The organism is Mesorhizobium sp. M7A.F.Ca.ET.027.02.1.1 (genome assembly GCF_004022985.1).
In the GTDB taxonomy this organism is placed as follows: domain Bacteria; phylum Pseudomonadota; class Alphaproteobacteria; order Rhizobiales; family Rhizobiaceae; genus Mesorhizobium.
Window position 1 is genome coordinate 1 of record NZ_RZOL01000439.1, and the last position, 4767, is coordinate 4767.

A 4767-nucleotide genomic window follows, 5' to 3' on the forward strand; every position below is an offset into this window, starting at 1 on the left:
GCATGCTGCCGTCGGCGCGGCTGTGCCAGCTTTCGCTGGGCCGGCCGCTGTCGTCGCAGCGCGCGACGAGGCCGTAGGAGCGCGATGGCGCCCACGGCTTCAGCACGCCCATCTGCCGGACCGAGCCCTGGCTCAGCGGCTGGTCCGGCCGCGCCGATCCGGCGAGTTCCGGCCCGATCCATTCGCCGGGATCGATCGTCGCCATCATCTCGCGGCGATAATCGTCCTCGCGCAGCACCAGTTCGAGAAGCTGGCGGCGCGGCGCGAACAGCGCCATCCAGAAGCCGCCATCGGAAGCGGGTGACAGGCGCGACGGATAGGCCGGCAGATTTTCCAGGATCGCCACCGGATGCGGGGATTTCGGATCAAGGGCGACGATACGATGGCGCCAGCTTTCGCTGATCGCCAGACGGCCGTTGCCGAGCATGACCGCGCCGTTGGGAAATGCCAATCCGGCTGCAAGCTCACGCTGGGAGCCGCTGTCCGGATCGATGGCGAGCACGACGCCGCTGCTGCCGCCCTCCATCAGATCGCGCTTCCAGTCGCGCGCCGGATGCTTGCGCGAGCCGACACACAGGTAGAGCGAGCCATCCACGGTAAAGAGCCCGGCGGTGAGGCAGGACGCCACGCCGCCTGGCAAGCCGATGCGCCTCCAGGTGCCCGGCTGCCCGATTTGCAGGCCCTCACCCTCGATGCCGACGGCAAGGCGGCCATCGGGCGCGGATGCGACAAAGCTGATCGGCGCCGCGAACTCCGCTATTGCGACCGCCGAAGCGCCCGCTCTCCCAAGGTCGATCCGGAAGAGCGTGTTGCCGCTGCTGCACAGCAGTCTCGCTGGCGACGCAACGAGATTGTCGATGGCGGGAAGCGACAGCAGCCGCTCCGCCTCTTCCAGACGGTTGTCCGGTTTGAAGACGCCGTCCATGGCCGGCACGCTGATGCCGGCATCATCAGCCGAAAACAGCCGGCGGACGAACGTGCCTAACCCCGCCATCAGCGCTTCCCCCAGTAATCGTCATGCGCCGTCCATTGCGGATCGGCGCCTTCGATGCGAACGCGGCCGATGCGGTTGTTGGAGACGCCGCCCAGATAGAGCCAGCCCTTGTGCTCGCAGGTCGAGGTGATCGAGGGATGGTTTTCGCCGGCCTCGTCCCACAACGCGTCGATGATCTCGCCGGTTTCCGACACGCGCAGCACGCAGCCGCGATTGATGTTGGGGAACAGCCATTCGTCGGCGGCGATCCGCTTGGCCATGCGGCGGCGAAAACCCGGCTTGCGCATGGCGAGATCGAAGGTTCTGGTGCGCATGCCGAGCAGCGCGATCCAGTAGGTTCCGTCGGAGCCGCGGTTGAGATTGTCGGGATAGCCTGGCAAATTGTCGAGGAAGATTTCACGCTTGCCCTTGTCCGGTCCGTCGAACCAGTAGCGGCTGATGCGGCACGCCCATGTCTCGGCAAAGAGCAGCGACTGGCCGTCGCGGCAAATGGTGACGCCGTTGGGAAAGATCAGGCCGCGCAATATGGTGCGGGTCGAGCCGGTCCTCGGATCGTGGCAGATCAGCCGGCCGTTGCCCCTGCCCTCCAGCGCATCGACCGCCCATTCAGACATTTCGTAGCGGATCGTCGCTTCGCTGAAGAAGATGCGCCCGTCCGGCGCGATGTCGAGATCGTCGGGAAGCCTCAGCCGCGAATCGTCGATCACCGACAGCAGGCTGCGATTGGTTTCGTCGGTGACCTTCGCCACCGTCCCGTCCGGCGAGACGCGGTAGACGCCCATGCCGCCGACGCAGGTGAGCAGGTCGCCATTCGGCGCGAAGGCCAGCCCCAGCGGATGACCGCCGATACGGGCGAAGACCTCGCTGCGCGCATAGTGGGGCGCGAGGAAACGGACGATCGTACCGTGCCGCGTACCGGTATAGAGATTGTCGTCGCGGTCGAGGACGACGTCCTCGGGACCTTCGACCGCGCCAAGCCCTATGAGCTCCGCCGCGCCAAGCCTGTCATTGACGGCAAGCACGTCGGTTCCGGTCGGCGGCGTCAAATTCGGCAGCTTCAGATAGGTCGGCGAGACATAGACTTTGCTCAACAGCTTGCCGCGGTTCTTCACCCATTTGGCGTCGAACAGCACGGCGGCGATCAGCACCAGACCGAGGATCAGCTGGTTGACCGAGCCGGGCATCGACAGGCGGATGAGGCCGCTGGTCAGGATCAGCACCAGGATGGAGCCGATCACCGCATTGCCGACCGAACCGCGGCCGCCACCCAGCGAAACGCCGCCAAGCACCACGGCGGTCAATACGGAAATCTCCAGCCCTATGCCGGTGTCGGCGCCGGTGCTGCCGAGCCGGGCGGAAAACAGAAAGGCAGCGATCGCGGTCAGCAGGCCCGATGCGACATAGGCGAGGCAAACCGTCAGCTTGACGTTGATGCCGGCATTGTAGGCGGAGCGGCGCGCACCGCCGACGGCGCGCAACCGCCATCCTGGCCTTAGCCTTGACAGGACGATATGCGCGCCAAGGGCGATGACGGCGAAAATGGCGAAGGAGACGGGCAGGCCGTAGAAGGTGCCGAAGCCGATCAGGTCCCAGGTCGGGGAGACCGGCATCGAGCCGACGATCGCGCTGGCAAGCCGGGGAAAGATGATGTCGTAGAGCGCCCGGTAGATGACCAGTGTCACCAGAGTGGTTATGAAGGCGCGCAGCCTGAGATAGCCGATCAGCACCCCGTTGAGCAGCCCGCAGGCGAGGCCCGTGGCTAGCGTCGCGATCAATGCCACGCCGACCGGCAGGCCGGCAACGTTCATCGATACCAGGGCGGCAAGCACGCATAGCGCGAACATCGAGCCGACCGAGAGGTCGATGCCGCCCGAGAGGATGACGATGGTGAGCGCCAGTGCGATCAGGCCGAATTCCGACACCTGGCGGGCGAGATCGGTAAGGTTGCCGACCGAGAAATAGCCAGGGATGATCCACGTCATGACGAGGATCGTGACCACCAGCGCCAATGCCGGAATGACGTTGTCGATCCAGCTCTTGGTCAGCAATTCGCCGAACAGGCGGTCCGGCAAAAGCCGGTACCGCAGCCGTGAAAGCGCATCGCTGGTGGCCATAAGTCAGGATTCCCTACTTCAGATCGTCCAGCGTCCAGCAATTGCGCTGGTTGACGTTGGCCTTGGTGATCTGCGTCAGCGGATTGAAATAGAGCGTCTTGGTCTCGCCGGCGGTACCGTCGGAGAGCAGCAGCCTTGCGATCTCCGCATTCAGGATTTCGCCCTGCAGCGGCACGTTGTAGCTGATGTAGAGATTGAACAGGCCCTTCTCGACATTCTCGCAGCCGACCCTGTTGCCGCCGCCGCTTGTGACGAGGAAGACCTGGTCGCCCTTGCCGGCCTGCTGGATCGCAGACGCCGTGCCGGTGTCCTGATTGTCCCAGATGCCGATGGCGCCGCAAAGATCCGGATGCTGTTGCAGCACGGTCTCCATGATCGAGCGCGCCTTTTCCGGATTGTATTCGGTGGCCTGCTGCGAAACGACCTGAATGTCGGGATGCTGGTTCAAGACACGGTAGATGCCGTCGAGTTGGAACACGTCGGATGCCGCCGTCGGCACGCCGGTGTCGATAGCGACCTTGGTCGAAGCACCCTTGCCGGGGCTGCATTTGTCGACCACGGCCTGCGCCGCCTGTTCGCCGATCTCGGTCCAGTCGGCGCCGACATACGAATCGGTCTGGGTGTTCGATTCCAGGTTGATCTGCACAACTTTGATGCCGGCGGCCTGCGCCTGAGCCAGCAACCGGGCGTAGGACTGGATGTCGGGATTGTGCGCGACGATCAGGTCCGGCTTCTCGCTGATCAGCGACTGCAGCGCGCGGGTTCCCGCGTCGGTGCTCCAGGCGGGGTCGCGGATCTCGAAATCATACTTGAGGCGCTTGGCCTGCTGGCGCATCACCGCCGCCCAGCCTTCGGTCAGGTCGAAACCCATCGACAGCGGCAGGAAGACGACCTTCTTGCCTTCCAGCGTCTTGTGGAACGTCGTCGAGCGCGGATTTTCCAGACCCTTGTCCTGGGCGCTGGCGGTGACGATACCGGCAAGCGCGATGCAGGCCGCGGCCAGCCACTTTGTCGTTTTCAGAAGTCGCATGGTTTCCTCCCATTGCATTTTGGCGTTGAAATTGGTGTCAGAGATCCCCTTGCTGGGACGTCTGCTCGTCGCGTGGGTTGACGAGCGAGTCGATGACGATGGCCAGAAGCAGGACCACGCCCTTGACCAGGTTCTGGATCGTGTAGGCGATGTTCATGATCGTCATGCCGTTGAGCAGGATGCCGACGAAGATCGTGCCCAGAATGACGTTGCGAACCTTGCCGTGGCCGCCATTCAGGCCGATGCCGCCCAACACGACGACCAGAAGGATGTCGTAGATCATCGTCGAATTGAAAAGCCGGGCGTTGATCGCCGACGCCGACGAGGCAAGCACCAGCCCGGCGCCGTAGGCGATCAGCGCGCTGATCGCATATTGCGCGACGATCATCGGCCGGTTGGAAATGCCGGTGATCCTGGCGGCGCCCGGATTGTTGCCCATGGCATAGGTCTGCCAGCCGAACCGCGTGCGGCTGAGCACCAGATGCAGCGCCAGGCAAAGCATGGCAAAGACCACCACCGTCACCGGGACGCCGAGGATGCGGCCCTGCCCGATCAGCGAGAACCATTCGGCGCCTGGCGGCACATTCTGCATCTCCAGCGTGAAGAAGAAGGTTCGGCCAAGGCCGTAG

General features: G+C 64.2%; 3 protein-coding genes and 1 pseudogene. All 4 read right to left on the bottom strand.

Going from position 1 to position 4767, the window contains the following annotated elements; genetic code table 11:
• Positions 1–994 (bottom strand): strictosidine synthase (locus tag EN749_RS30675; protein ID WP_128364561.1); only part of this gene is annotated, 994 nt, incomplete at its 3' end.
• Positions 994–3108 carry an SMP-30/gluconolactonase/LRE family protein gene (locus EN749_RS30680; RefSeq protein WP_128364562.1) on the bottom strand — a complete coding sequence of 705 codons (2115 nt, stop codon included), beginning with the start codon at positions 3106–3108 and terminating at the stop codon, positions 994–996. The genes EN749_RS30675 and EN749_RS30680, both read right to left, overlap by 1 nt.
• A gap of 13 nt (positions 3109–3121) precedes the next feature.
• Positions 3122–4138, bottom strand: a complete 1017-nt coding sequence (locus EN749_RS30685) for a sugar ABC transporter substrate-binding protein (RefSeq protein ID WP_164749005.1) — start codon at positions 4136–4138, stop codon at positions 3122–3124.
• A gap of 37 nt (positions 4139–4175) precedes the next feature.
• Positions 4176–4767, bottom strand: a pseudogene (locus EN749_RS30690) (ABC transporter permease); the annotation flags it as partial.

Excerpts from the sequence above, each read along its gene's own strand:
- EN749_RS30680 (WP_128364562.1), bottom strand. The coding sequence starts at position 3,108 with ATGGCCACCAGCGATGCGCTTTCACGGCTGCGGTACCGGCTTTTGCCG.
- EN749_RS30685 (WP_164749005.1), bottom strand. The coding sequence starts at position 4,138 with ATGCGACTTCTGAAAACGACAAAGTGGCTGGCCGCGGCCTGCATCGCG.